26 protein-coding genes are annotated in these 26,644 nt (G+C 47.7%); 6 read left to right on the top strand and 20 right to left on the bottom strand.

Annotated elements, in window-relative coordinates; genetic code table 11:
- The first annotated feature begins 45 nt into the window (after nt 1-45).
- Entirely contained in the window at nt 46-195 is a 150-nt protein-coding gene (locus ABWV55_RS08900) for a hypothetical protein (RefSeq protein WP_353291699.1), read from the top strand.
- Nucleotides 196-1,601: 1,406 nt separating this feature from the next.
- Here the strand turns inward: ABWV55_RS08900 and ABWV55_RS08895 are convergent.
- The 7 genes from ABWV55_RS08895 to ABWV55_RS08865 are packed head-to-tail and all read right to left on the bottom strand — an operon-like array spanning nt 1,602 to nt 9,965.
- Nucleotides 1,602-2,378 (bottom strand): sulfotransferase family protein, encoded by a 777-nt coding sequence (locus ABWV55_RS08895; RefSeq protein ID WP_353291698.1) that lies wholly within the window; start codon nt 2,376-2,378, stop codon nt 1,602-1,604.
- Between the two features lie 3 nt (nt 2,379-2,381).
- Nucleotides 2,382-3,296 (bottom strand): hypothetical protein, encoded by a 915-nt coding sequence (locus ABWV55_RS08890; RefSeq protein WP_353291697.1) that lies wholly within the window; start codon nt 3,294-3,296, stop codon nt 2,382-2,384.
- The gene (locus ABWV55_RS08885; RefSeq protein ID WP_353291696.1) at nt 3,293-5,581 is read right to left on the bottom strand and encodes an N-acetylneuraminate synthase family protein; all 2,289 of its coding nucleotides are present in this window, start codon (nt 5,579-5,581) and stop codon (nt 3,293-3,295) included. Before ABWV55_RS08885 ends, ABWV55_RS08890 begins: the two co-directional genes overlap by 4 nt.
- A gap of 42 nt (nt 5,582-5,623) precedes the next feature.
- The gene (locus tag ABWV55_RS08880) at nt 5,624-6,925 is read right to left on the bottom strand and encodes a DUF6716 putative glycosyltransferase (RefSeq protein WP_353291695.1); all 1,302 of its coding nucleotides are present in this window, start codon (nt 6,923-6,925) and stop codon (nt 5,624-5,626) included.
- 8 nt (nt 6,926-6,933) lie between these two features.
- A complete protein-coding gene (locus ABWV55_RS08875) occupies nt 6,934-7,953 on the bottom strand; it encodes a DUF6716 putative glycosyltransferase (RefSeq protein ID WP_353291694.1) in 1,020 nt (339 codons plus the stop codon).
- On the bottom strand, nt 7,954-9,264 hold the full coding sequence (locus ABWV55_RS08870) for a DUF6716 putative glycosyltransferase (RefSeq protein WP_353291693.1): 1,311 nt from the start codon (nt 9,262-9,264) through the stop codon (nt 7,954-7,956).
- A 20-nt stretch (nt 9,265-9,284) separates the two neighbouring features.
- The gene (locus tag ABWV55_RS08865; protein ID WP_353291692.1) at nt 9,285-9,965 is read right to left on the bottom strand and encodes an acylneuraminate cytidylyltransferase family protein; all 681 of its coding nucleotides are present in this window, start codon (nt 9,963-9,965) and stop codon (nt 9,285-9,287) included.
- 32 nt (nt 9,966-9,997) lie between these two features.
- On the opposite strand from ABWV55_RS08865, the gene ABWV55_RS08860 reads away from it, so the two are divergent.
- Together ABWV55_RS08860 and ABWV55_RS08855 are read left to right on the top strand one after the other, a co-directional pair.
- Nucleotides 9,998-11,995 carry a capsular polysaccharide biosynthesis protein gene (locus tag ABWV55_RS08860; RefSeq protein ID WP_353291691.1) on the top strand — a complete coding sequence of 666 codons (1,998 nt, stop codon included), beginning with the start codon at nt 9,998-10,000 and terminating at the stop codon, nt 11,993-11,995.
- Nucleotides 11,996-12,031: 36 nt separating this feature from the next.
- Nucleotides 12,032-14,062 (top strand): capsular biosynthesis protein, encoded by a 2,031-nt coding sequence (locus ABWV55_RS08855; protein ID WP_353291690.1) that lies wholly within the window; start codon nt 12,032-12,034, stop codon nt 14,060-14,062.
- On the opposite strand, the gene ABWV55_RS08850 is transcribed toward ABWV55_RS08855, so the two are convergent.
- From ABWV55_RS08850 to ABWV55_RS08840, 3 genes are read right to left on the bottom strand one after another with little or no spacing between them, the layout of a single operon-like run.
- A complete protein-coding gene (locus ABWV55_RS08850; RefSeq protein ID WP_353291689.1) occupies nt 14,013-15,284 on the bottom strand; it encodes a beta-ketoacyl-[acyl-carrier-protein] synthase family protein in 1,272 nt (423 codons plus the stop codon). The two genes, ABWV55_RS08855 and ABWV55_RS08850, sit on opposite strands and share 50 nt — an antisense overlap.
- Nucleotides 15,268-15,558: an acyl carrier protein gene (locus ABWV55_RS08845; RefSeq protein WP_353291688.1), complete on the bottom strand. Its 291-nt coding sequence runs from the start codon at nt 15,556-15,558 to the stop codon at nt 15,268-15,270. The genes ABWV55_RS08850 and ABWV55_RS08845 overlap by 17 nt, the downstream gene beginning before the upstream one ends.
- A 38-nt stretch (nt 15,559-15,596) precedes the next feature.
- On the bottom strand, nt 15,597-16,538 hold the full coding sequence (locus tag ABWV55_RS08840) for a GNAT family N-acetyltransferase (protein WP_353291687.1): 942 nt from the start codon (nt 16,536-16,538) through the stop codon (nt 15,597-15,599).
- 79 nt (nt 16,539-16,617) lie between these two features.
- Here ABWV55_RS08840 and ABWV55_RS08835 point away from each other — a divergent pair, with 79 nt between their 5' ends.
- Complete coding sequence (locus ABWV55_RS08835; protein ID WP_353291686.1) at nt 16,618-17,784, top strand: polysaccharide biosynthesis/export family protein; 1,167 nt, start codon at nt 16,618-16,620, stop codon at nt 17,782-17,784.
- Nucleotides 17,785-17,824: 40 nt separating this feature from the next.
- Here ABWV55_RS08835 and purB read toward each other — a convergent pair whose 3' ends face one another.
- Nucleotides 17,825-19,120 carry an adenylosuccinate lyase gene (purB, locus tag ABWV55_RS08830; RefSeq protein ID WP_353292726.1) on the bottom strand — a complete coding sequence of 432 codons (1,296 nt, stop codon included), beginning with the start codon at nt 19,118-19,120 and terminating at the stop codon, nt 17,825-17,827.
- Between the two features lie 574 nt (nt 19,121-19,694).
- Nucleotides 19,695-20,033 carry a P-II family nitrogen regulator gene (locus tag ABWV55_RS08825; RefSeq protein ID WP_353291685.1) on the bottom strand — a complete coding sequence of 113 codons (339 nt, stop codon included), beginning with the start codon at nt 20,031-20,033 and terminating at the stop codon, nt 19,695-19,697.
- Nucleotides 20,034-20,153: 120 nt separating this feature from the next.
- Here ABWV55_RS08825 and queF point away from each other — a divergent pair, with 120 nt between their 5' ends.
- Nucleotides 20,154-20,567, top strand: a complete 414-nt coding sequence (gene queF, locus ABWV55_RS08820; RefSeq protein WP_353291684.1) for a preQ(1) synthase — start codon at nt 20,154-20,156, stop codon at nt 20,565-20,567.
- Here the strand turns inward: queF and ABWV55_RS08815 are convergent.
- From ABWV55_RS08815 to ABWV55_RS08800, 4 genes are all read right to left on the bottom strand, one after another.
- Entirely contained in the window at nt 20,555-21,835 is a 1,281-nt protein-coding gene (locus ABWV55_RS08815; protein WP_353291683.1) for a cytochrome c biogenesis protein ResB, read from the bottom strand. The two genes, queF and ABWV55_RS08815, sit on opposite strands and share 13 nt — an antisense overlap.
- Nucleotides 21,835-22,548 carry a cytochrome c biogenesis protein CcdA gene (locus ABWV55_RS08810; RefSeq protein WP_353291682.1) on the bottom strand — a complete coding sequence of 238 codons (714 nt, stop codon included), beginning with the start codon at nt 22,546-22,548 and terminating at the stop codon, nt 21,835-21,837. The genes ABWV55_RS08815 and ABWV55_RS08810 overlap by 1 nt, the downstream gene beginning before the upstream one ends.
- 84 nt (nt 22,549-22,632) lie before the next feature.
- Nucleotides 22,633-23,778 (bottom strand): FtsW/RodA/SpoVE family cell cycle protein, encoded by a 1,146-nt coding sequence (locus ABWV55_RS08805; protein WP_353292725.1) that lies wholly within the window; start codon nt 23,776-23,778, stop codon nt 22,633-22,635.
- Between the two features lie 203 nt (nt 23,779-23,981).
- Complete coding sequence (locus ABWV55_RS08800) at nt 23,982-24,182, bottom strand: hypothetical protein (protein WP_353291681.1); 201 nt, start codon at nt 24,180-24,182, stop codon at nt 23,982-23,984.
- A gap of 97 nt (nt 24,183-24,279) precedes the next feature.
- Here ABWV55_RS08800 and ABWV55_RS08795 point away from each other — a divergent pair, with 97 nt between their 5' ends.
- On the top strand, nt 24,280-25,083 hold the full coding sequence (locus tag ABWV55_RS08795) for a TlyA family RNA methyltransferase (protein ID WP_353291680.1): 804 nt from the start codon (nt 24,280-24,282) through the stop codon (nt 25,081-25,083).
- A 76-nt stretch (nt 25,084-25,159) separates the two neighbouring features.
- Here the strand turns inward: ABWV55_RS08795 and ABWV55_RS08790 are convergent, their stop codons facing one another.
- Genes ABWV55_RS08790 through ABWV55_RS08775 form a run of 4 tightly spaced genes read right to left on the bottom strand, consistent with a single transcriptional unit; the run spans nt 25,160 to nt 26,505 of the window.
- Nucleotides 25,160-25,360 (bottom strand): phycobilisome linker polypeptide, encoded by a 201-nt coding sequence (locus ABWV55_RS08790; protein ID WP_353291679.1) that lies wholly within the window; start codon nt 25,358-25,360, stop codon nt 25,160-25,162.
- Between the two features lie 5 nt (nt 25,361-25,365).
- The gene (gene apcB, locus ABWV55_RS08785; RefSeq protein ID WP_353291678.1) at nt 25,366-25,854 is read right to left on the bottom strand and encodes an allophycocyanin subunit beta; all 489 of its coding nucleotides are present in this window, start codon (nt 25,852-25,854) and stop codon (nt 25,366-25,368) included.
- 41 nt (nt 25,855-25,895) lie between these two features.
- A complete protein-coding gene (locus ABWV55_RS08780; RefSeq protein ID WP_353292724.1) occupies nt 25,896-26,357 on the bottom strand; it encodes an allophycocyanin in 462 nt (153 codons plus the stop codon).
- Nucleotides 26,248-26,505: a hypothetical protein gene (locus tag ABWV55_RS08775; RefSeq protein WP_353291677.1), complete on the bottom strand. Its 258-nt coding sequence runs from the start codon at nt 26,503-26,505 to the stop codon at nt 26,248-26,250. Before ABWV55_RS08775 ends, ABWV55_RS08780 begins: the two co-directional genes overlap by 110 nt.
- Nucleotides 26,506-26,644 lie beyond the last annotated feature (139 nt).

The following is a 26,644-nucleotide window of genomic DNA, read 5'->3' as shown; positions in this document are numbered from 1 at the left end:
TCTGGAGGACTGCTGCCCCTATTCGTTAGGCAGAGGTCTTCGCAAATGACCTTCAGACCACTCAATGATTTCCTCGTGCTCAAGTTTTATCATGGACGATTACTCCACTGTCATCCTCACCCTTATTGGTATAACTGCAGTTTTAACGACCGGGGTGGTTTACGTTCTGGTTCAGCCAACCGTGCCTATTGCTAAAAGAGAGGATTAAACACTTTTTTATCTTTGATTTATGTTGATACTCTTATTGTTTAACTAGTATAAATCTTTTGCATGAAACCCCAGTTTTGACTTAAAAATTTCGGACAAGATACTTCGTATAGCAAAGAAATTGATGCCATAGTCCCTATTCTCATATAAAAATATTTAGATTAGATTTTATCGGCATTTTTTATTTCTAAGTCTAGTAATTCAGTAAAAATCTTTTATTGTTTAAAGCAGTCTTTTCTTTTAGTAAGCTTAGAAAGCGCTGATGCACTTTAGAGTAAATGTAATTATTAAGACAGACCTGTAATGTCGCTTTAGCTGATTATATTATTAAACCAACATGGAAAAATACATAGGTCTTACACAGTCGAGCATAGTTAAACATATTTGGAAAAAGAAGTACATTAATATAAAGCACAATAAAACTCTATCATTTGTGATATAATATAAATATGTAACACGAAGAAAAATAAAACGTAGGGTAAGTCAGTTTAGGATGGGTGCAGCAGGTAGCTTTTTGATACTTTCTAATTGCTAGCAGCCTTTAGGAGAATACCGGCCTCCAAAATTCTGGAAACAGTAAAAATCAGTGGATAAATCACTTCCAAGGTGGGTAAATCAATTAATTTTTAGCAATGAAATGCTAAATGAGTAAAAGAGCTGATTGCTTAATATGCCCTGGTCGACGAGAATAAAGCCTATAGAGATAGGAGGTGCTTGTGATAGCCGAAACTCCACCTGAGCAATTATTAGAAGTAGCCTGAGCTGTTCGGCCCCTGCTCCAGCTTTCAGTTCAACCGTGAGCTCGCGTTTGGTGCGACATTAAGTGCGCGTCAATCCAATCGCTTCTCCCCTACGTCGCTGCAGGTGCCCTTGTGGGAGAGGAAGGTTTCACACCTGACCCCAAGGTCTGCCGTCGGTCGGTCACTTCTTTCGTTTTCTATAGCCAGCTTTTGCTCGAATAGCCTCGGGCTTCACAGGTTTGGCTGCATTAAACAGACTAATCGGCGACATAGACAAATCAGGCAATTGGGCCGTCTCCTCTATTTGAGGGAGACGGCTTCTTTGTCACAGTATTACTCAGATCGGTCTATCTTGGCTAATACGTTAGTATTATTTGTCTAGGGCTAAATGCTTGCTTCAGCTAAAAATGACTAGTTAGTCGTATGGCGGTGGCCAAACACTTCCATTTCATAGGATAAGTAATCTAAGTTTCTAGGTGCTTGATAGAAACTGTAGATAGCGCAGTTGTTATAGGTTCTATGATGCTAGTTATAATAGAATAAAGTAATTAATCTAAATATATCGCAGTGAATATTGGGGTTGAGTCATAATAAACGGTTAAAGTATCTTGAATTACTTAATAATAATCTTAATTCTTGAACTAAACGTTATAGTTAACAGCAGACATTATTATACTTTAACCAGTTTAATAATTGTAGTGATCGAGATTGAAAAGGCATAATTTTTGGTAGCGGTGTGTTATCAATTAAATTGTCAATATTTATGTCTTTATAAAATAATATGATATCATCATTATAAATTTGAAGAGCCTTATCAATCAAAGTATCGCTATGAAAATATCTACTAAGATCACTATATTGATTGCGACGCACATTCTTTCGAGGAAGAGATTCAATAACGTTAATGCCTTGATATGATAAAATTTTTCTGAGCAAACTCCAATGCTCATTAATTTGTTCAAATCTACCAATAAATTCTGGTATTATTCGTTTTTTAGTACATAATAAATTGCTTTGAGGTAGTAGGTGTACATCATATTGATTCACTGGTGTATTAGTTAACACGTCTAGAAAAGATTCAAAAGACATCCCATGATAAATTTTCATATTCTTCATTGGTAATGGAGGCTCTTTAATTTCAAGTACTTTATTATTGTAGGCTGCGATTAAACGGTCGAAAGGGTTACGAACAAAACTAAAACTAAAATGATTAAGTCGATACTTACAAGCTTCCTGTATCGTAATTAGTTCGGTTTCATTATTAGTTGCATGTTGCCAGAATTTATCTGCGGTTGTCTTTATACCTTTATGAGGACGTTGGCTGAGTAGATGACATAAAGCTGCTTTAATTGATGAATTAGCTGCTTTAGGTACTCTACCATAAAGCAATTTATAATGCTTTATACGAATGAAATGACGAGACTTTATCATGTGTTAATTATTATTTGAGAAATTTTTCTCTAAAAATTTTCGAAATAACTTCCACTCATATTTCGTGAATATAGGTCTTGCTTGAGTAGCTATTTCTAGTCCTCGATTGTTAAGACTAGGATTAATATTTCTATTTAAATTAGCAAATCTTCTTTGATTTCTTAGTATTGATTGAATAGCTTCAGCATGATTAGGTAGAGCAAGTTTAATAAAGTTATTTAAGTAAGTTGATGGATGTGACTTATTGATATTATCGTCATAGCTAAAAGAACGTATATCAACTTTTCGAAGTTCTTTTAATGGATTTAAATTTTTTGTTAGCTCATTTGGGTCAGCATACGAAAAGTTAGATATTTGTTTAAATTGCTCAATAGTAATGCTTGGAATCTCATATCCCTCTTTAATAAGCTGTATATAGCATGATCTTACGAATTCATCATGTTGTCTTGTAGCAAATAAAATCACCCAGTGAATATCTTTTGTAGATAATGTAAATTCTAAGCCATTCATCAGCCGTTTAACACGTCTTTTACTATATCGATAGAGTCCAAGTTGATTTTCATTATTGTAAATTCGACGAGCATTTATTTTAACTAATCCAGCCCTTAATGTCCCAAAAATTGCTTCAAAAGAAATAAGGATTGTGTGAATATTATATGGTTTTTTTCTTGCATGTTGTATCAATATATTTAATGTCTGTTTGCAAAGTTCTTGTCTAGGTTCTTGAGAATTTTTACCGCATTGTAAATATCTCCATAACTCTTTGCACTGTTTCTTGATGGTATTTGGTCCTAAATACATTATACCTTGATCTAGAAGTACTGAATAATTGCTTTTTAAATTTTCTTGTAAGTATGTACTACCAGTTTTGTGTAAACCGCAATGTAAAATAATTTGCTTAGGTTTAATCTTACTCACGCAGTTCTGATTTTATTTTCTTTTAATAAAGAGTAAAACTCAAGTCTTTCTAAGGCAATCCATGCTCCCTCTCCTCGATTTTTATGACCCTGCCAAATTTCTGGGATAAACGACGCCTCCGGAGCATATAATTTTATTAGGTCAAAAAGTTCGTTCCAATCAATCTCTCCATCTTTAATTTGCAGACCTTCACTATCAACACCTTGTGCATCAGCAAGATGTAAATGCGCAGTAAAAGGAAGGACTCTCTTTAGAAATTCGCTGAATGATGCATGAAGATGATTGCAAGCTAGCTTAGAGTGTGAAACATCAAGACACACACGCATTTTCGTCTCTTTATTAAAATCCTCAATAAAATCTACATCTACAAATAAATTATGATATCTTTGTCCGCCAAAATGCCATGGAAATGGCGGCATTGTTTGTGGAATAATTTCAACTTCATTACCTGTTACTATTTTTTGTAAACTTTTGATTAAGTGCTCTTTTAATGGTTGTCTTTCCTGGCGCTCTAGATGATGATGATCTGAGAATCCTCCAACATTAGTGACTAGCAAGACGGATTCTGAGCATTCAAAGCGGGTACGGAGATCTCTTGAAATATCAACAACTCGTTGTAACTCTTGAATTGAGTGCTGGCGATAATCATCATTTTCTGTTGAAAGATCAAGCGTATGATCACCTGCAAATAATTCTGGCGCATGAATAACAAGACCAACAGACTGTTTTTTAGGAAGAACTGTATTAAGATCAACTTCTAAGTCCTTATAACTAAGATGAATTTCAACAAAATCTAGATTACTTGCTTCAGAAAATAAATTAATGTCATGATATCGCACAGGCAACCCAAAGCATTGAGAAAAATTGAAGTGCCTTCTCCTTGTTGACTGGGTTTTTAAATCTGAAGGGAAAAATGTATCACCTTTGTTTTTGTTTACTGATAGCTGCTTACCAATTAGTTCATTGATTCGGTTTGGTTGAAGTCCTTGGCCTGGGCTTCGGATCTCGACCATAGCATGCGTGATTGTTGTTCCGATAGCAATGTCACGAGAGGCTACAAGACTTTTGGCAAGTATCTCGCGATTTATCATTTCCCCCTGACTAATACTGCGCTTGCCACCCTGTCCCATCGATTCTTCTACCCTACGAATGCCAAGAATCATTTGGGCAAATTCATCCCGGAGAAGACTAACCTTATGATCATTGCCTTCCATACCTCGATTGAGAGTAATGTGCTTTTCAATAACAACTGCTCCAAGTGCTACAGCAGCGATTGGGATTTCAATTCCCCGTTCGTGGCCAGAGTAACCTACAGGTGCATTGGCTAGCTCTCGCAATCGCTCGAGATAGCGAAGATTTACATCTTTGAATGGTGTAGGGTAAGTGGAATTGCAGTGTAACAAAACGTAGTTACACCCCGCTTCTTGTAAATGACGAATGCCAGAACATATCTCTAGCTCTGATGCCATTCCAGTGGAACAGATTAACGGCTTCCCTGTTGCAGAGATCTTGGTAATTAGAGAATGATTGGTAAAATCAGCGGAAGCAACCTTAAATCCTTCCATTCCCCAATATTCCAGTTTGTTCAGGCTTATGTCATCCCACGGAGTGCAAAGGGGTACTAATCCTTTGCTTGCTGTGTAGTCAAAGCATCGGAATAGTTCGTCGTCTGTCAGTTGGAAGCGCTCAAGAAGATGGAGGGTGTACTGTGTTCCAAGGTCAGATGTCATGTCACTGCTTTTATGTGAATTGCTATAAAGACGCCCCATATCACGCATTTGGAATTTGGCGCAGTCAGCTCCAGCAGCGTGGGCAGCATCGATGAGTTGAAATGCGAAATCGATATTTCCATTATGGTTGTTACCGATTTCTGCAATAATGAAACTTGGATGTTCATCTCCAATTAGGTGTCGTCCCAATTGAAGTGCTCTGGTGCTTAGTCGTACCACTGCCACAATGCGGCCATGGTTGTCGAGCAGTGGTAAGGCAATGATTTTAGAATTGAGCATCATGGCTAAATCTGCCACTGGGGTGCCTTCAAGGGCCGAGCGACAGCTCGGGTTCATTGCCGCGGTAACCGGACGATTGAGATCAATTTCTCCACATGTTGCGATCCACCGGCGAAAGTCTCCATCAGTGAGAACTCCTTGGAGCACTCCACTCTCAGAAACTATGAAGATCAGCCGTGATTGATTGGCAGTGATTTTGCCCAGCGCTGAAAGAATATTGTCCTCCGCAAAGATAACGAACCGAGTGAAATTGCGTTCGATGAGGATGCTTTGCACCGTATTCGCTTCGTCTTTTTCATATTTAATCTGAGATTGACACTATCCCAGATTTCGATAGGACAGGAGGGATTTGACCCGACGCAGCCAAGGGTTTCGGCATGACACTGCTGCTAGACGTCGAGCCACCCCCCGATGCTGCGGCCTCATCTGGGAAGCCTGGCTTAATAATTCTTCTGCTCCTTGCCAATCGGCTACGCTGATCGCAGACTCTGCACCGACTCTCAGCTGATTAAAGCTGGATCGAGTGTTCGTAGTGTATCCCCATTGACTCACGGGAGCGTATGTTGCTGGCTGTAGTACGGCAAGAGCCTCGAACAGATTATCTGGGCTGAAGCGCTCGCTGTAGCCCATCCATTCAAGCCACCGGGGATTTGGAGTTGGAAGCTCTTGACTAAGTGTATCAAGATCACAGACTTGGCTTAGGGAGCGCCAAACGCCACTTCCAGCAAAGATATAGCTGCCGTGGCTCGCTTGGAGGCCTAGATCGTTCATGGCCAACGGTCGACATCCATAATCCAAAGCATCAAAAAATGCCGTAGAAGAAATTGTTGCCATCAGCTGTGCTCTACTCAACAATTCAGGTAGCGGACGGTAGTCAAGCTTGAGATTGACCGGGGAGACACCCAAGGTTTGGTGCAAGGTCGTACTGATGTGAGTGTTTGCGTCATGGAACGTGGTATCCCCAGGGACAACTCGTGGCTTAATCAAGATGTCCCAGTTAGGCGAGCGAGAGGCTAAATCTGCCAGGATCTGGATCATTTCAGCTCGATCCCTGGCTTTCGCTGGTATTATGACCTGCTCAGCAAAAATCAGTCGCTTGGGTCGTTGTTCTGGATTTTGTAAGCCACTGACCTTTCTATTACGCTGCAATCCAGTCAGCACGATTCGTTGATCAGCGTACGGGGTTTGTGAAATCAACCGATTTAATGCGTCGCGGTCACGCGGGCCACCGAGACAAATTAGGTCATACCCCAATCTCCAGCTGATGCCCTCTATGAAATGCTCCAGCACCACGCCATTGAATCCACAAAAAAGCTTGGGGCGTTTGGGGTAATATTCTAAAGCGAGTCGGGTGTCGCTCAATTTGCTACCTGTCAAGAAAACTCCAACAGCGTCGAAGTGAAGTAGTTGAGGGTTATTCAGTAGCTGAGCAAGGCTCTGGTGCCAGAGAGCTCCTAGGCTGTTCATGCGCTGCATAATTTCACATGGTGTCCCATCTCTCGGAATGACATTGATAGTGAAGTGAACCGATCTATCGGTGGGGCATTGACAGAGTGCTTCACAAACCAGAAGCTGACTGTCGCTGTCACCGATAAGGAGAAGTCGCAGTGGGCGTGTCATGTGACTATCTATTTATTCTTCCAAGTATCAAGAAGTGCGAGCAGTCGATTGCTGCCGTCTTTAATAGCTCCTCCCATGTTATCTAGCCAGCCTTCATTGACCAAGGGGAGATTGTGCACCGCATTGAGTCCTTTTATGTCGCGGAGACGATGCATAGTTCCGCAGCCAAAGAAGTTAGTAGTTTGTTGTTCGGCCTGGATCCCGTAATCCCCTATGACAAGTGGAATCCGTCTCCACATCATTGCGACCAAACTCCACGGAGAACTCACCGAAAGACAAGCAGTGCAACGACCAAGCAGTCTCAGCATTTGTTCCGGGGCTGCCTCTATTATATTTACGGGGCTGTTTCCTTTATTGGAAGCAATGGTTTCGTCTACTGCCCAAGATTGATCCCTTTGCAGAACCACTGTCCAGCCAGGTTGGTCAGTAGCCCAACGTTCCAGCAGCTGAAGCAACCGCTGCTTGGCTCCCAAATACGTCGGAATATTGTCCTGAATCAATGCTACGAGTAAGGGTTGGTTGGCCTGAGAAGCGGATGCTTCTCTCGGAAACCAGAAACCAGTGGCCAAAATTTTCGGAATTCGCCAGTTGGTCGGCCAATGGGTGGTTATGGATCTGAGCTGAGCGATTTGTTGATTGCCACTGACGATTATTAGGTCGCAACTGAATCGCTTAAGAAACGCGTCGACCAGACCATCTCCCATGAGAGGTATGAGCGGGCCGCTGAACACAGGTACAGATTTAAGTCCTTGGCTTTTGCGATAGTTTTTGTAACCGTTTGCGATGGCTTCGATTTCGTCGGGATTATGCAAGAAAAGACCAATGGCACTAGCTTGTTCCAACACAGTGCTCCCAAGGAGTTCAGTAGGGCGAAGTGTTACATCGCAATTCCTGCAAGGAAGTGGCTGATGCCCAAGCAACTGTGGACCCACCACAAGGCACCGCCGTCCTTGACGGCGCCAGTCATCGGCGAATCTATGGCAACTATATTGCTCCAGCACACCATCGCAAGCCAAAACTATAGTCATCTATCCCTGTAGGAGTCTCAACAGCCAACCGAATCCAACAACACTGTCGCGTATGGTACGCAAAATTCGACGTGCGTAGTATCGTTTACGCTGGCTTGAGCAGGCTCCACCGCTGCTGAGCATCTTTCGGCCCCCATGCGCGAGCGCGGTGCGTTGCCAGGCAGTACTCCCCCAGCTGCTAGGGCCAACTCCATCTTTTATAAGCGGTGGAGGAACTGTTTTAAAGCGTTCAAGAAGTGCATTGATGAATCGGTTTTCACCATCAGGCACAAATCCCTGCTCATGTAGCCAAGTTTCGTCGTGCAGTACTTGAAAAGGGTTGCTTCGAATCGCTGCGAAATTAGCGATGGTGCCCGAATCAGCAAAAAAATGGTTTCCCAAAGTTTCAGTTATGCCTAAGTCTCCCACGATGCGAGTACTAATTCCCTGGACCATAGACTCCAATGCTGCAGTGGAGGAGACGGTGATAGCGCAGCCACATTTACGCAAAAGCTGTGTGACTGGTTTAAAGCTAGATTTCAGGTTAGTTTGTTTACGCGAGATGTTGTGAATGACACCGGTCATCTCGCCATGTTTGCGATGTAGGGTGCTTTCAATACTGGAAGTTCGCGGTTTGAAGATCACCTGATGCTCCGGCCAAGCAGTTGCCAAACCGCGGAGTTGTTCACAGAGAAAACGACGCTGCAGAGGATGAACAGGAATTGATGGTTGTTCAAAAAATACGATTGATGGATGATCAGGAAACTTCATTCTTGGCTGTATTCGCCAAAGAATGGGGAGGCCAGTTACTACAGCATTACTACTACTCAATCCTAACGCTTTACATCCTTTTTCATAGATAGCGAGATCTCGATTGCTATTAAGGCATAATAAATCAGCACCGGAACGATCAAGCATCCCCTCCAGGGCGAAACGAAAAAGAATACCGGGATAAGCACTAATCAGTTGTGGCCTCTTTTCGTTAATTCCCCAAGTGTTTTGCAGTTGAAGCAAAGCCTCACGACTGCGTTTGCCGTCCAAGCTAAGGATCAGAGCATCTACAGTCCCAGCCATTGGGCTGCAAAGACTGCGGAGATCGCGCCAGCTCTGCTTCTCAATTGGTGTATGCAGATCGATATTTTGAATCTCTAGCCGCTGTCGCTTTGAAAGAGAACGGTTGTTGAGCTCCAGAAGATGCAGGGTGGTTTCTGCTCCTTCTTTACGACAGGCAGCCAGAAGGGTCATTGCCAGCTTTCCGAATGAATCGAAGCAGGCGACTGCCACTACTTTGCGACCTGTGAGGCGTTCAGAGATAAGCGACGCCACTGACATTGGTTATGAACCTTGCAAAGTTAGCTGTACAAACAAAAAGCAAGACTTTGACAAAGGGCTAGATCTTCTGGGGTATCGATTTCTGGGCTCATATCCGGAATTACTACAGGTTTCCAAGGAGGGCAGAACCGTCTTCCAGTAGCACGAAAGTTTGTAGTCCGCATCGCGTAAATTGCACCAGTTTCGATATAGCTTGGCTCCAAATCTTGACGACGCTGGCGTATCACGCCTGGATCGTGATTGATCCCTTCTCCGTTCACTCGCCATAGGAAACCGTGCCAGGGGGCAACAGCAAAACTACTGTTGAATTCTGATTGATCAAGGGCTGTCAAGACCTTGTCAATTTGTTTTCCCGTGGTAAAGGGCGAAGTGCATTGCAGTAAAACCAGATTAGCTTCTAAAGGACCATACTGCACCAGCTCTTCAAGAGCATGCAATAAAACTGACTCAGAGCTAGCTAGGTCATCAGCAATGTTCTCCGGACGCTTTATGAAGTCAACACCAGTCGCTTGGGAGACCGCTGCTATATCTTGATCATCAGTGCTTACGACAATACGGGTAACGCGATCACTAGCCTGAGCAGCGTGAATGCAGCGTGCCACCAAAGAGATGCCGCCGACCTTTTGAAGATTTTTTGCAGGGATGCCCTTGGATCCTCCGCGCGCGGGGATCAAGGCTAGGGCTGCAACATTAGCCACCATCAAAGATAATTCGGGCTGTACCGTCTTACCCGATGCCTGAGCTTGCTGCTGCGCGACTTGGTGTGCCAGCCAGGGGCATGCTTGTGCATCAGACGTTACCGATGCTGCTGGCGCCAGCCCAGCTCGTGTCAGGTCGTCGCCGTGATATCGACGCTTTATTGGCCTGGGGACGTCGTCCCAGTGCTCGTCAGGTTGAACGGCTCGGCAGAACCCGTGGGATTCCAATCTGGCATCTAGAGGATGGTTTCCTGCGTTCGCTCGAGAAAGGACGAGACCATCCGCCTCTTGGTCTCCTTGTGGATGACATGGGGGTTCATTTTGATGCGACAGCACCTAGTCGTCTCGAGCGGCTCATTGTGACCCCGCTGACCCAAGGACAATTCCGACGGGCGCGCCAAGTACAAACGCTCTGGTGTGAGCAACGCCTCAGCAAAATCAACCCTTCGCGTGATTCACCAATTCCTAAGAGTCGCTTTGTGTTGGTGATAGATCAATCTGCTGGTGATTGCTCTATTCCCTTTGGTCTAGCAAATCAAGAGAGTTTTCGCCAGATGCTGCAGGTTGCCTTGGCGGACCATCCGGCCTGCACCGTTGTTGTTAGGTTGCATCCGGACGTCATTCGTGGTCGGGCTCGGGGGCATTTTACTCCTCAGGATCTGGCTCATCCGCGGATCCTTCTCAGCATGGATAGTCTGCACCCTGCTGGGTTGTTACAGCAAGCCGAGGCGGTATACGTCGTCACCTCTCAAATGGGTTTTGAGTCATTGCTTTGGGGACGGACCGTGCACTGTTTTGGAATGCCTTTTTATGCAGGTTGGGGGCTGACCCATGATCGCATTCTACCGCCAAAGCGTCGTCAGACTGGAATTGCATTAGAGGCGTTGGTACATGCAGCGCTCATCGCTTATCCCCGTTGCATCGACCCTCATCAACATCAACCCTGTTCGATTGAGGTGCTAATACAAGCCATTGGTTTGCAGCGCCGGATACGATCCACTGCTCCTAGGCAAGTGCAAGCATTTGGATTTACACCCTGGAAACAGCGCAGTCTCCAGCGCTTTATGGCGGGCAGTTGCGTGCGATTTCCGATGCCGTGGCACACACTCGGCCGTCAGGTTGATGCAGTGGCAGTGTGGGGCCGTCGCGGTAGGCGGCGGGTAATACAAGCTGCCGATCAACGCCGGTTGCCAATCTTGCGGGTGGAAGATGGGTTTTTGCGTTCAGTAGGGCTGGGCGCTGATCTGATTGATCCGATCTCATGGGTGGTGGACGGCAGTGGTGCTTACTATGACGCTACTAAACCTAGTGATTTAGAGATATTGCTGTCCTTTGGTGAATGGACAAATCACCAGCGAGAGCGTGCAGCAAGACTTCGGCAGCGGCTTGTGAGTGCAGCAATCACCAAGTACAACCTCAGCGAGGCACACTGGAGACGACCACACACAGCAGAGCGGGTCGTGCTGGTGGTAGGTCAAGTGGAGAGTGATGCCTCGATTCGTTTTGGGGCTCCTGGCCTGCACACTAATCTTGAGCTGCTTCAAGCGGTGCGGGCCACTGAACCTAAGGCTCATCTCGTATACAAACCTCACCCAGATGTTGTGGCAGGTCTATGTCAAGCTGGAAAAGGGGAAAAGGTTGTGGCTCGTTATTGCGATGAAGTACTCACCTCAGGTTCGATTCATCAGATCTTGATGCAGATTGACTCTATGCATGTGCTGACTTCTCTCACCGGCTTTGAGGCGTTATTGAGGGGGGTGAAGGTGCATTGCTGGGGGTTGCCCTTCTATGCAGGCTGGGGGCTGACATATGATCAGAAGGTGTGCTCAAGGCGAGGACGTTCCCTCCATTTGGATGCTTTAGTGCACGCTGTTTTAATCGACTATCCTCGGTATATCAGTCGCCATAGCGGTTGGTTTATCACGCCTGAACAGGCCATTGAGGAATTGATTACTTGGAGAGATTCCCCGAAACAGCGCCGCACGCCGATTCAGGCACTATTTCGGCATTGGGGGCGGTTACGCCACCGTTAGACCAGGCCATGCCAGGATTTTGTTCCGGTACACCAAATGGTGAACAGTTTGGGTAGAGAAAGGATGCCGGTATTGGTGCAAGTGCGTATCGATGGGCCGGTGCTTCTCCTGATGGGGCCAATTGGCCTGTTTTTTGCACGCCTTTCTCGTTATCTTAGAAAGTGCGGCGTGCCTGTAACGAAAGTAGCATTCCCTTTACGGGAATTCGGTTTTCCCTCAAACCTAAAGGTTGCTTTCCGAGGCGACATGAAAGAATGGCGACCATTCGTGCGTCGCCTAATTCAAGACCGCGGTATTCGTCATATTTTCATGTATGGAGACTTTATAATCCCTCACCGGGTAGCTATTGAAGAAGCCCAGACTCTCGGCATCGAAGCCTGGGTTTTCGAGCTCGGCTACCTACGGCCAAACTATGTAACCCTAGAGCGTGATCGAGTCAACGCACGCTCTAATCTAAACAAGCCTGCGTCATTTTACAGGAACTTGGCTCCTGTAGATCAGCTCCCGCAGGGGATTGTCCTTGATCCGGGGTGGCGTTGGCGTAAAGCATGGAAAGCTCCCACTTTTATTCAACATGCTTTTACCGACTACCCGATTATCGAAAGAGAGCACAAACTGCAGCCTTCTCCAAGTTTCTTATGGTGCCAGATGCGCGGGATTTGGCGCTATTGGTTGTATCGCTGGAAGGAAAGAGGTCTCAAACGACGTTTGCTGGAACATGTGTCGTTCTTTCTTGCTGTTCTCCAGGTTTCCAGCGACTCCCAGATCCAGACAGGATCTCCTTACCGGGGCATGCACGATTTCATCGAAGACGTAATCCATTCCTTTGCGAAGCATGCCCACGTCTCAGATCAACTGACCTTTAAGCATCATCCGCGAGATCGCGGTTACAATAATTATGAGGTTTTGATTGGCTTATTAGCTAGACGCTATGCGGTTGCCGACCGGGTACATTACTTTCACGATGGCCCATTGAGCACTTACCTGCGTGTTTGTCGCGGTGTGGTCACGGTAAACAGCACTGTGGGCCTTCAGGCTTTGTTTCACGCAGTACCCACAAAGACTATGGGCAGCGCGTTTTACGACTTGGAGGGACTGACTGATCAGAAATCCTTAGATGACTTCTGGCGTAATCCTTACCTCAGTGATAGGTCCCTCTTCTATCGCTTTTACAATCACCTGATAACAAGCACACAGGTGAACGGCAATTTTGACGGAGATTTTCCGTTTCGTACAACCTTCCCTGTTGGCCTAGAAGCACGTCAACTGGACCCAATCCCCACATTGCCCGAATTGAAATCTCGTCCAATTCGAAGTCTGCTGACCCCGATTACTCGCACACTATCACGATTAGCATGGGCTGTTCTCGGTTTTGTGCTTTACAGTTTGCAGCTGCCAGCCGTGCTATTAGGCCGACGGGATTGGGCTGCGCAGCTGATGACTTTGGCCTCAGCCGTTGCCCTGCGGGCCCTAGGGATTCAAGTGGTAGTGGATGACAGCCAGCGCTCTGAGCAACCGGGTATCCCATTAGTCCATATCTTTAACCACCGCAGTCCTTGTGATGGCCTTGTAATTCAATCAATACTTAGGATGCCTGGTCTAACTACGGCACAACTCCATCTTAGGTGGGTGCTACCTGGCTACGCTGCTGCTGCCCGTAATGCTGGTTCGGCTGTGCTGGATCACCGTCAACCCCAGTCACGTCTGGCTGGTCTGATGAGTGCATCCAAGCTGTTGAAAGATTGCGGAGAAATCATGATCGCTCCCAATGGATCTCTGGTAACACCGATAGAGGAACGCGCTTCACCAAGCGCCTGGATGCTCGCTCAGTACCATGGTGGCTGCGTTGTGCCTTGGGTCTTTCACTATGAAAGCCTGGATGATGCGGTCGGAGCATTCTACAAACCGCTACAGCTGTTGTTGCGTCGTCTCACGGCACCTCCGGGAATCATTCATTGCCGATGCGGACGCTCATCAGACCTGAAACTCCCGCAAAACCCTAAAGACCGTGATGGTTTTAGTCGCGTTGTTCAGCAATATTACAGGGAGCGGCTAGGACTAAACTGACATTGTGTCCGCCAAAGCCAAAAGCGTTTTTCAGCATTAGGCGCTCAGGTTCCGAGGAAGAAAGCTTGACAGGACCTGATGCAGTTACATCTAGGTTAATCTCGGTATCTAGCGGATTGGCGTTGATGCTTTGCGGTACGATGCCTTCCCGCAAGGATTGAATCCCCAAGATGGCTTCTACAGATCCGGCTGCTCCTAACAAATGACCTAATTGACCTTTTGGGGCGTAAACGGGAAGATGCTCGACCACCACTCCTAGACTGAGCTTAAGGGCACGAGCTTCAGCGAGGTCGCCTAGGTTAGTTCCGGTAGCGTGGGCTTGGATGGCACACAAATCAGCAGGGTCGACATCAGCCCGGCGTAAAGCATCTTCAACCGCACGACTCGCCTGTATCCCCTGTGGTTCTGGAGCCACGATGTGGTGGCCATCGCTGCTGATGCCACCGGCTAGCTGCCAGCCTAGGGCTGCCCCGGCAGGAGCGTCGCTATCGCGTGTCAGTGCCAGTATACCAGCTCCTTCGGATAACACGAATCCATCTCGGTTACTGCTGTATGGCCGTGACGCCTGTTCCGGAGCATTGTTGCGGGATGATAGAGCTCGCATCGCTGAGAATCCTACTAATCCAAGACGATTTATAGGCGCTTCTGCTCCGCCTGCGAGTACCAGGTCTGCTCGGTCGTCATTGAGCAGCATTTGAGCTAACATCATTGCCTCGGCTCCTGAAGCACAAGCGGAGACAGGAGTATGCACCCCCCCATGGATCTCTAAATCGATTGCTACTTGGCCGGCAGGTGCATCGGGGATCAGCATTGGCACGGTAAGGGGATTGACGCTTGACGGTCCCCCGTCTGAAAGCTGCATGTGTTGCTCATGCATGGTTGATAGGCCACCAATCCCTGTCCCGATCACCACAGCCACGCGATCAGGATCGACCCCCGGTGTTCTTTTTAAGGCCATGGCCCAGGCTTGGCGTGCTGCCAGTAGAGCCAGCTGTGTACAGCGATCCGATCGTCTGCGTAGAATCGGTTCCAGCTTTGTGAAGATTGTATCGGGAACTCGTCCGGCGATACGTGTTGGCAGGTCGAAGCTCCAGGATTCCGTTAAAGCCCGGATTCCTGACCGGCCTGCTACAGCCGCTTGCCAGGTGGACCATGGATCAGAACCAATCGGGGTTATTGAACCCCAGCCAACGATGGCCGAACGTTCAGGCGTTTTCGGCATTGGGAGGCCTGATTTCTAGCGATTCCAAGTGCACTTGGATATCGCCGACTGTGCGGAATTGCAGCAGTGTTTCTTCTGGTATCCGAATTCCAAAACGGGTGTTGGCTTCGATCAAAATCTCATAGAAACCTAGAGAGTCAATTCCAATATCCTCTATTAATCGCGCGTTGGCCGTGATCGTGGCTGGGTCAGCACCCGAGATACCATGCAGAATTTCAATGAGGCTGCCCTCTAGCGCTTGCTTGTTAGTTGGTCTCTCGGCCAATACCAGCACCAATCACTGATCACGTCAAGATATCAGTGATAGCCGGTTTATTCCTCACCTCGATACCAACTGAAGTGCCGGTAGACGGGTTGATGAGGAACATCGATGAAGTAGTTCAGCCGTTCTTTGGGAAGACTGTCTAAATCGGCGACCATCAAGATTTCAGTTATCTGGTTGAAATCTTTGGCGAGAGACAAGTCGCAGACTTGCGCTCCTACTAAGTTGAAGTACTGCCGCAACAGCACCGGCAGGCGAAAATCTTCAGCATGTTGCTTGCGTATAGCTAATTCCAATGCCTGAACGTTATTGATCGGATGAGGTTCGTTCATGGCAATGATTGTTGGAACAGGGTGACGCGGCGCAGGAAGCGTTACACCTGTCCTGCGATAAGGAGGACGCATTAAGGCACTCAGAAAGACTTGATTGACTGGTTGGCTAAAGGCGAAATGATTATAGGAAACTAGGCCATGTAGGGTCTTGTACCCAGACAGCGCAGAAATCAGGAGCCCCCCACGGAACAACGCCATGAGCGAATGGGGTTGACGTTGGAATCGTTTTGCAAGCGCAACCCGTCCAATCTCGACGTGATGTTCGCGCGCAGCCAACAACTGATTGATGCCAGGGTAGACATGCTCTAAATAGGACTGCTTACTATTCGGGAGTTCTGTTGTTGGTGTGGCTACCAGAATGAATTGAAGTCGAGCAGATCCAGCTAGGGCGCCACTATAGACATCAAGAAGCAGGAGATGATCGTATGAAAAGTCTCGTCCATCCAGATCGTGGCTATGACCTAATCCAGATAGCTGTTGTCGATATGTCGACTCTCGTAACGCTCCAACAGCTTTGGCAACTGGACCAAACTGAGAGCCTGAAATCAGATGTAGCTCAAGCCCGTTGAGGGTAAAAAGGCGACTGCTATTTCGATTGGAGCTATTCCATCCTGTTGGGAGAAAAACATCACCTCGAGTATCAGAACCCGTCAGCACCATGAGATCGTCTTATAAGCCTCATTATGCGGGAAAATTGCATCGAGGTTTTTACTGATCACACCACTTCATTCTTTATTTCATGCTCATCACTCTTCGCTCTGGATTCTCTGCAGGCATAGCCGCCGCTTGGATGCTGAGTGTTTCGCTCTTATGGACCGGGAGCGTACGAGCTGAAGAACGGCGTAATTCGCTCAAAGTTCCTTCTCGCCCTGCTCAGACTGATGTCTCCGTGACTACTACTGTGAGTCATTTCCCTGTGTCGACCTATCGGTATCGACTGGGTCCTGGCGACAAGTTGGAGATATCTGTCTTCAAAATCGAGGGCTATGAGGCAAGGGTGCAAGTACTCAGTGACGGTACAATCAATCTTCCACGACTGGGAACAATTGAAGTCTGGGGATTGACATTGGATGAAGCTCGTCAGCGAATTACCAACGGCTATAGTCAGTTTTTGCGTCGTCCAATTGTATACCTGAATTTGCTATCACAGCGTCCAATCAGGGTAACTGTGAGCGGTGAAGTGCGACGTCCAGGTATTTATACTTTACAAGTTAATTCCACCAAATCTAATGTTGATTTAGATTTGGGTAGTGGTGGTGGTTGGCCAACACTTGTCGATGCGATTGCTAGAGCTGGAGGAATTACAGCTCTAGGTGATTTATCAGGCTTGGAGTTAATGCGTCTTGATCCCGAGAATAATGGCAAAAGCAAACTTTATAGATTTGATTACTTAACTGTTTTAAAGCATGGTGGACATGCTCCAAACCCACTCATTTACGATGGCGATAGTATCCGAGTGGTTCGAGTTAGGTCCCCGAATAGCTCAGATCTAATTATGGGATCTGTTTCAAATTTTTCTAGTAGGCTCATTCGAGTTGTAGTCCTTGGCGAGGTTCGTTCACCTGGAGCTGTTCAAATTACCCCGAACTCACCACTCTCTAGGGCTGTACTGCAAGCTGGTGGAATTACCCCTGTACGTGGCAGCGCAATCAAGGTCGCCATCGTTCGGACCGAACGTGATGGATCGTCTTCTGTGAAAAAAGTGACATATAGCCCTGATGCATTATTGAACAGTCCAAATAATCCACCTTTACGTCAGGGCGACATCGTTGTAATTGATCGGAATGTGCGCACCCAGATCATCGACAGCATAAACGCCGCTCTTGAACCTTTGAATCCAATAGCTAACGCTATGTCAGTGCTCCGAGTTCTCGGGTTGTTAACGCCATTGAGTACCGGTGATTGAAACCTAGAGTACTAGTGATTTAAACATAGTGATTTCGACCTCAGATAGCTAACCTGTGCCATACCACATCAAGATTCTCTTGATGCACATCGATGCTAAAGCAACTGTCCAGCTGACTGGTTGAAAGTCGGCTTGTCACCTCTGTGTCGGATTCAAGGTTGGCTCGGAAGTTTCCTGCTGTATTGTTCCAGGCCATGTGGGCATTACGTTGGACTATGCGGTATGCCTTTTCACGACTCATACCGGCACCGATGAGGGCTAACAATATTCTTTGGCTGAACACTACACCGCCGTACACGTTCATATTACGGCGCATATTTTCGGGATAAACACTTAGACTTCTTACCACAGCGGTCATTTCATGCAACATGAAGTGCAAAGTGGTTGAGCAGTCCGGCAACATCATTCGCTCGGTTGCGCTGTGACTGATGTCCCGCTCATGCCACAAGGTCACATTTTCTAAAGCCGCAATTGTGTAGCTGCGTAGAATTCTTGCGAGTCCGCTGATCCGTTCACTACGGATTGGGTTTCGTTTGTGAGGCATAGCCGAGCTGCCTTTTTGTTCTTTAGCGAAATTCTCTTCCACTTCGAGAACATCTGTCCGTTGAAGGTTGCGGATTTCTGTGGAGAAGCGCTCTAAAGAGGCCGCGACAAGGGCCAAGGTTTGAACATAATCAGCATGTCGATCCCGCGAGATCACCTGGGTGCTTACGGTGTCTGGTTTTAAACCAAGAATCTCACAACTAATGGCTTCTACCTGAGGGTCAGTGTTGGCATAAGTGCCCATCGCGCCACTGATCTGCCCGATAGCTACGTCAGCCTCTAACCGCTCGAGTCTAGTGCGATTTCGTTCGGTCTCTGCTAACCATCCAGCTACTTTAAAGCCAAAGGTAATTGGCTCGCCGTGGATTCCATGGGAGCGGCCGATCATTTGCGTATCCTTATGCAAACGAGCCAATTTCCTGAGGGCATCAGCGAGAGCACCCAGTTCCATGCGAAGAAGAACAATAGATCGCTTCATCTGCAGCGCTAGCCCTGTATCTAGTACATCGGAGCTGGTCATGCCAACGTGAATATACCGCCCAGCATCCCCCACATATTCGTTCACGTTAGTAAGAAAAGCAATGACGTCGTGATGGATTTCCTTTTCAATCTCGAGAATCCTATTAACAGAAAAAGATGCCTTCGTTTTGATCGTCTTAAGGGCTTCCTGGGGGACACGACCGAGTTGGCAATTGGCTGTTGTAGCAGCAATTTCCACGTCGAGCCAACTTTGAAATTTGGCTTTTTCACTCCAAATGGCTCCCATCTCAGGGAGGGTATAGCGCTCGATCACCGGCTCGCTGCCCATACAACCCGTTAAATCTATGGGGTGGTGAATGGCCAATTCGATTGGCTCTGTGTTGGTTTCGGCAAGAATCACAAAACGCGAGGATAACCCTGGCCCCATAACACGAGTGCTAGGCCGTAAAGCACGACTATTGCCATTTTCGCTCTGACGATTTCCCGCCTTGAATCACCACTAATTGATGTGCCTCCGTGAGCAGTTCCATGTACAGGTCTTTTGGGCTTTATCGAAGTTTGCAACCAGGGACAATCGAATCAATTAATTTTCAAGGCGTCAACAGGGTCAAAACACGTATGGAAATGTTCGTGGTGTAAGTCGATAGTTAGAGATGTTTGCAGGCTCTCTTACTTGTGATCCTTTAGGATTTAATATTTGGATTGGTAAGTATTAACTAAAGCTATTGCCATGGCTCCAACTTTTTGTGATGACGACATTTAGATCTTGTGTTGGGAGTGAAGCTCAATAAAAATGTGGCTGGCTAGGTTTCGATTCAGTTTAATCTTTACTTTTGCAAAGATGCACTTTGGTTATAAATATCGCGTAATATCTCGGACGTTAACCTTTAAAGAGCGGCGCTGTCACGATCACCGGTGCGAATGCGGACTACGGACTCTACCGGTGAAATGAAGATCTTGCCATCACCAATTTCGCCGGTGCGGGCAGCATAAGAAATGGCAGCTACCACCTCATCAACGCGTTTGGACTCAACAACTACCTCGATTTTAAGCTTCTGCAGAAATTCTACCGTGAATTCAGAGCCCCGATACCGTTCTACTTGTCCTTTTTGACGGCCAAAACCGCGGATTTCACTAACGGTCATGCCAATGATGCCAGCTTCCAACAGCGCTGCTTTTACGTCTTCCAGTTTGAAATGGCGGATGATCGCTTCAACCTTTCTCATGGGGTTTCGATATTTGAAATCTAGGGCGACCTAGATCTCCTTAAGAATTGCTGTGTCTGTTATAGAACAAATGGATGCCGCTGTTGTTTATGGTCATTTCAGGCAGAAATTCTTAGGCCATTGACTGCAAACGCATCTAATCAACAGACCTATACTCCGCTTTATGGACAAAGGGCTATCGATGAAGCTGAGCTGATTTGTTTCGACAATCCTCGCCCTGGTCGCCCTTACGAAGTCAAGATCGAGCTGCCTGAGTTCACTTGTAAATGTCCATTTTCTAATTACCCAGATTTTGCGATTCTTCGGCTCGTTTATCAGCCTGGTCCTCGTGTGGTGGAGCTTAAGGCAATCAAGCTCTATGTAAACAGCTATCGAGATCGGTCAATTTCTCATGAGGAGGTCACTAATCAAATTCTCGATGACCTAGTGACTGCCTGTTCCCCTGTCTGGATGCAGTTGGAGGCCGATTTCAACCCTCGCGGTAACGTTCACACTGTGGTTCGTGTCAGTTATGGCAACCGTCAACCCTGTTGATTAGCCAGAGCCGTTTCCTTGAGAAGGTTCGGTATTTCGTTAGCAAAGGCAGCAAGGTTACGATTGCAAAGACCGCCCACATGCAATTGCCCATCACTGGCGATGGCCCAGATTTGGCGAGTTGCTATAAGACTCAGCCCTCCACCAACGATCATCACCGCAAACCCGAGGTATACCAAGGGTACGCCTGGATCACGTTTGAGTAGTAGGCCACTGGCTGGGAGAATCGAGCTCACGCGGATGGGTAGCCCTTTTACATTCACCGATGGCCCTCCAGGCCATAACAAAGTTAACAGAGTCCCATCTGTATCAAAAATGTTGATCGGGCCTTGTTCATTCTCAATACTTAGAAATATAGGTCCATCGCCATCCTTCCAAGCCGGCAATATTAAGCCCCAGATTTGATTGCCGAGCTCAGGAAAATTTCTTAGAGGGAGCTGTAACTGTGGACTGCGACCGATTTGCAGGGTGATGGCTGCTAAAGACCAATCTGCTTGATAGATAGTGATGCCTCGGTGACGCAGCGGATGGTTTACGCTGATTTCGTATTCTAAAGCTGCGCCATTCTCTTCTAGGTGCAACCTGGATCTGAATTGTTCAGGACGACCCGTAGGGTCACGATCTACCTGAAAAGCTTCAAGGAGGATTGATACTTGGACCTCTCCTGTACGGTTGAGCAAGTTGAGAGTACGACCGGGGGCGAGGAACTTCTCTAAACGTTTGCCGGCTAATACGCCCCAAGTGGCACCAAGCATCAGCAAGATCAGACCGGTATGCACCAGTAATGGGCCAACCCGGCCGGCTGTGCCTTTGCGGGCAGCGAAGCGATTGCCTGTGCTTTGCATTAACCAGCCTCGACGGCTCAAAGTGGTTGAGAGCGAATGGAGGGCTGATGAAGGATCTGCACAGGAAAGACTTTCAGCAATAGTGAGTTTGCTGAGTTGGCGCGGTGTGTGATAGTCGATCCATGTTCGTGCAGCCTGTAACGCTGGCCACTGTCGTCGCCAACTGCATAAAATGAGAGTCAGTCCTAACCAAGTAAGAAGGGCGAGAAACCAAACGCTGGAATAAATATGGTCGAGCTGAAGTTGTAGTACCTGCTCGCCGTGAAGCAGTCCAAGCCAGGGTGTGTCTGTGTAAGCCTCGATGTAGCTGCGTGGAGCATCACCCTGAGGAATAGCTGTGCCAATGGCACTAGATAGCGCGATTAATAAAAGCAATACAATCGCTACCCGTAGATCTGAGAGCCAAGCAACAAATCGTCCCATCAGCTCCAGCGCGCGATTAGAGTAATTAATCCGGTGGTGAGCAGTATGACTCCACTCAGAGGAGGTACCCAGCGGCTAATCGATCGAAGTCCTAAAAGTTTTGGAACGCTGGCAGCAAAAGTACCTGCGATAAGTAGAGGCATAACTTGACCCATGCCAAAACTTGTCAACAAAACTACACCTATAAGAGGCCGGCCACTTTGAGCAACCCAGCCGAGCAATACAGCAACTACCGGAGTCGTACAGGGTGACGCTGCGATACCGAAAGCCAAACCTGTAGCAACCGGTGCTAAGGGGACCGGGACTTTAGTGCGCCAGCTATTGGGATCCGGTCCTGCTGGCAAGGGAATGCGCAACAGACCCAACAGATTAAGTCCCATGACCACCGATAAGACTGCTACTAGGCTGGGCACCAGGGCTGGCGTCTGACCGTAAACACGTCCAAGTAAGCCACTTAGACTTCCTAGAACTACAAGGGCGCCGACAATTCCACAGCAAAAAGCCGCACTGCGTTGCCATGGAGCACCACTATCTTCGAAACCTGCTAGGTAGGCCAATGTCACTGGGAGAAGCGAGAGTGAACAGGGACCAAGGCTGGTTAGTGCACCTCCCCCAAAGGCCAATGCCAACGTGAATGGACCAGGATCAGTTAGAGCGTTGCTTAATAATGCTTCACTGCGTTGGGCCAGATCGGAGAACAGCAAGGAGTCCACAGATAGCTGCCAAGGCAAGTGAGCCTATCTAGGCTCGTGACGTTGTGATTGGACTGCATAAACATTTTCCGACAGGGTTATGGCTTAGCTTTTCCGCCGAATCGACTTGGATAGGCTTATCGAGCGTCCGCCAATTAACCCCGTTGACTCCAAGGAACAGCGAATTAGCAGCCCAAGGATAACGAGGCTAGACATAAGAGAATTCCCGCCGTAGCTGATTAGCGGTAAAGGTAGCCCTGTGGTAGGCATGGCTCCCGACGCCACAGCGATGTTGAGCATAGATTGACTTATTAAAATTGCGCAGCAGCCTATGGATACAAGCTGTGCTCGGGCACCACGGCAACGAAGTGCTACCCGTAATCCAACCCAAGTGATTATCATTAGGAACACCAGCAACATCATCGAACCTATAAAGCCAAATTCTTCAGCAAAGACGGCATATATGAAATCGGTGCTTTGAATCGGCAAGTACTGAAGTTTTTGTGTTGAAAGCCCATAACCCTGGCCCATCACTCCTCCAGATCCGATTGCGAGCAGGCTCTGAATTAATTGGTAACCATCGCCAGTGGGGTCTTTCCACGGATCTAGAAACGATAAAACGCGGAGACGTTGGTATTCGTTGATTAAAATGCTGCTGGTGCCGAGAGATCCGCCAGCAAAAGCTATTCCGAGGAGACTTCGCCAGCGTAGGCCAGTAGCAAGAGCCATCATCCACAGTGTAAGACCCATCAGAGCAGCCGTAGATAGATCCGGTTGCTTCAGGGTGAGTAAAAGGAGCCCGCAGAAGCTGGCCAGCCAAAGCAATTTCTGGTCAATCTTCATCCATGTCCACTGCGCAAACACATTGGCGGCCTGTAAGACGACAAATGGTTTTACCAATTCGGATGGTTGAACTTGCAGCGGACCAACTACAAGCCAACGGCTAGCGCCATTCACGGTGGTTCCCATCGTCAAGGTAGCAGCAATCAAAATGAGACCTACCCATAGGCCGGGGCCAGACCATTGCAGCAGGCACCGCAGGTTGATTCTCACTGTGATGCCGAGCACACTCCAGCCGGCAATTAGCCAGATTATCTGACGTTTGATGTAGAACGCACCATCACCCATTTCCCTTTGGGCGACCCACCAACTAGCAGAGGCTAGAATCACCAGCCCGGCCACACTCCAGAAGGCAGCAAGTCCTACAAGGAGTCTTGCTTCCGCGGGCCAAAGCTGCCAAGAAAGAGGCATCAGACATTGTGGAAACCCAACCCCTTGCTTCACCCACTGATGGGACTCAAAGTGAAATTGGGGCATTGGAATTGCGTCAATGAATTTTTAGTATTTATCGGTGACCCGTTGATCCACATCGCTGCTAATTCCTAGCCAAACGCTGACTTAGTCCTACAAAGAACTATCCCTTTTGCTCGCATGTGAATGAGCTAAAGGTAAACTTAAGCGGTCCGTAAGCGCCCATGATCAACCTCCCACTGAACATGTCGCCCCCAAGTCTGTTGTCTGACCCAACAACGTCCCCCTCTGCAATGTAGAACTTGAAATGGGGGAAGATCAGAAGGTTGGTTCTCCAGCATCACAAATGCGCCCGGCCGTAGGAAAGGGACCACCTGAGTGAGTTGGGGGCGGCGCTCAGACACATCCTAGCGGTCAATTGGCAGAGATCCTCTCGGTGGATTGCGATTTGAGCAATAGATATCTTGTTTTCTTTGGGATCCAATCTTCATCTATCGCGAAATGACACCGAAACATCGACTTGATCTGGAACTCGTAGACCGTGGTCTTGCCGCATCCCGAAAACAGGCACAGCAGTTGATTCGCGCTGGCAAGGTCCGCGATGGATCAGGAACCGTGCTGGATAAACCAGGCCATGAAGTAAAGCAAACCCTGGAACTTTCAGTGAAGCAGCCACTGAGATTTGTGTCGCGCGGTGGTGAAAAATTACTCGCGGGCCTACAAGCTTTCCCAATTTCAGTAAACAATCGCGTCTGTCTGGATGGCGGAATCTCCACAGGTGGATTCACTGATTGTTTGTTGCAACATGGCGCCGCACGCGTTTACGGCGTGGATGTCGGTTATGGTCAAACTGCTTGGAGCTTACGCACCGATAATCGCGTGGTGTTGCGGGAAAAAACGAATCTACGTTATTTGCAGCCGGAGGGGTTGTACGGAGAAAGGGATCCTATTCCGACTTTAGCGGTCACTGATGTGTCATTTATTTCATTACGTCTGATCCTCCCAGCGATACGCCGTCTGCTTCAGAGTCGTGATGCTGAAGCTTTTGTTCTTGTAAAACCTCAATTTGAAGTAGGCCGTAATCATGTGAACCATGGTGGTGTAGTGCGCGACCCAAACGCACATGTAGATGCCCTTGAGTCAGTTATCGCGGCTGCGGCGTTGATCGACTGGTATCCCCAAGGAATTGTTGCATCGCCCATTACTGGTCCAGCCGGAAACCATGAATACATTTTGTGGTTGGGGGCAAATTCTAAGGTAATTTACCCTGATCTTAAAGCTTTAGTAGATATCACACTCAGGTAACACCTCTCATCAATTCAACACACGTGAAGAAACTTAGCCCATAGAAGTCGCGCTTCTATGCCACAGCTATGGCTGATTAATTACCGACGTTGACTTGCTGGTTTCCAACGCAAAGTTCCACTTTGATGATGCGACCCCCTTGCTTTTGAATGCGCTGCTGCTCAGCGAACCAACTCTCGTAAGGAACCCACTTTGTGAAGAAGGTATTTTGGAGTTCTCGCTGTGCCCGAACCTTTTCAGGACTGGGAATGCAAGCGGTAACCTTGAACAACCGCATTGGCTTCAATTGCCTAGGCCGGAACAGATGTAGTCAAAGTAGACACCCATTTCTCTGCCGGCATCGGGACCGACAAGACCTGCGGTGACCTCTTTCATAGCTTGAATGGATTGAACAGTCGCACCAATAGGAACCCCGAGAGAGTTATAGGTTTCCTTGAGGCCATTCAAAACACGCTCATCGAGGATCGAGGTATCGCCAGCGAGCATGGCATAAGTGGAATAACGCAAGTAGTAATCCAGATCACGTATACAAGCCGCATAGCGACGAGTGGTGTACATATTTCCACCAGGACGCGTGATATCTGAGTACAGCAGAGCCTTTGCTACAGCATCTCGAATAATCGAGGAAGCGTTGGCACTAATAGTTGCAGCAGCCCTAACCCGCAGCTCACCACTGGCGAAATAAGATTCGAGGTTGTTAATTGAAGCCGTGTCCAAGTACAGGCCTTGGACATCAGATTTGTTGATGACGTTAGTGATGGCGTCTTGCATAGATCCGTGGGGGAAGCGTGAAGGAAAATTCAGCAGCGTGTTTAGGCGAGGGCGCCCACCACGTAGTCAAAATAGGTACCTGCTTCATCGGCATCAGAGCCGGTCAGAAGCCCCATGGCGACACTCTTCATTTCACGCACAGCCTCCGCCATCGCCTCAAGGGGAGTGCCCAAGGAGCGGTAAAGCTCTTTGGCGCCGATTACTCCGATCTCTTCGATCGGCGTCACGTCGCCAGCAACGATGCCGTAAGTCACTAGGCGTAAGTAGTAATCCATGTCACGCAGGCATGTAGCAGTCATCTCTTCACCGTAGGCATTGCCTCCAGGAGAAATGACATCGGGACGCTTCTGGAAAAGCTGGCCGCCAGCCTGCTTAACGATGCGCTCACGACTCTCACACATGATCTGGGCTACGCGCAGACGGCGTTGACCGCCGGTCACGAAGGCCTTGATCTGGTCGAGTTCGCCAGGGCTGAGATAGCGGGCTTCGGCGTCCGCGTTGATGATCGAGTTGGAGACGATGCTCATGCAGTTCTGCCTCGAAGCAAGTGACCACCCGTAGGAGGCCGACATCCGGTGAATAAGGGAAAGATCCCGAAGGATCGAGTCTCAGACCAAAGGCTGAAACTGTATGACGAAGCTTCAGGAGCACAACTTGTTCGCAACGACCAACAGGGATAGTTGCGGCGGTGATCCTTTGGAATCGGCTGAAGCATTCTGTGCCGGAAGCACCCTTTGCATTTTGCCTGGGTAACAGTTCTTCACGGCCTTTGTGTTGCTAATGAGACCTT

Source organism: Synechococcus sp. M16CYN, from assembly GCF_040371545.1.
Lineage (GTDB): Bacteria > Cyanobacteriota > Cyanobacteriia > PCC-6307 > Cyanobiaceae > Parasynechococcus.
This window is presented reverse-complemented; position numbering and strand designations above follow the sequence as displayed.